The following is a 725-nucleotide window of genomic DNA, read 5'->3' as shown; positions in this document are numbered from 1 at the left end:
CCCAGTGGCGGAGTGCCTGTTCAACATGGAGACGGCGAACAGGGCCGGTGGGATGTGGTCTCGCGGCACCGACGTCACCGGGACCTTGACCGCAGAGTTCCTCGTCGACACCACTACCGGTGCGACCAACGCGGACTTCCGGATCGAAGGGCTCGCCGGGCGGGAGGCGAGCGCGGTGCACGACGCCGTCCAGTTCGCCGGGTGTCTGGCCGCTCCGAACCGGCTTCAGTTCGCTGGCGCGTACGGGCCCTTCATCGATCTTGCGGCTCTGACGATGAGCGAGCCGTTGGTGCCGGGCGCGATGGTGCGCTTCGTTCGGAGCCTGGCAGTGATCCAGACGGTCACGGCTGTACCCGTGGTGATTCCCGACGTCGCGGGCTTGACCGGCGATGAACGCAGCAACATCGCCCGCGTGGCGTCGCTGGTCGGCGGCCGTCAGCTTGTCGGCACCTGGCGACCCTTCAAAATCGCCGAGGTCGGCGGTGCCGGGTTCGATGCGGCCGGACGCTATGAACTCCTGGTCGTCGAGCCGCTGGCCGTGTCGTTGGGATCCGCGCAGCTTCTTCTGGGTGCGCAGGCGGCAAGACTGCTCTCGGTAAGGATCGAACAGTTTGAAGATGGCAGCGCGCAGTTGACTCCGGGTGAAAACGCCATCGCCCACTTTAAGTATCTGCCGGAAATTCCTGACGGTTCCGCCGGCGGGCAGATGGTCTACTCCCGGCGGA

General features: G+C 66.1%; 1 protein-coding gene. It reads left to right on the top strand.

Annotated features, from left to right (window positions below; all coding sequences use genetic code 11):
• On the top strand, window positions 1-725 hold a 725-nt coding region (locus DMB66_RS62285), incomplete at both ends, for a hypothetical protein (protein ID WP_158647757.1).

This window comes from Actinoplanes sp. ATCC 53533 (assembly GCF_003947245.1).
The sequence above is the reverse complement of the archived record's forward strand: the minus strand, read 5'-3'. Positions and strand labels throughout refer to the sequence as shown.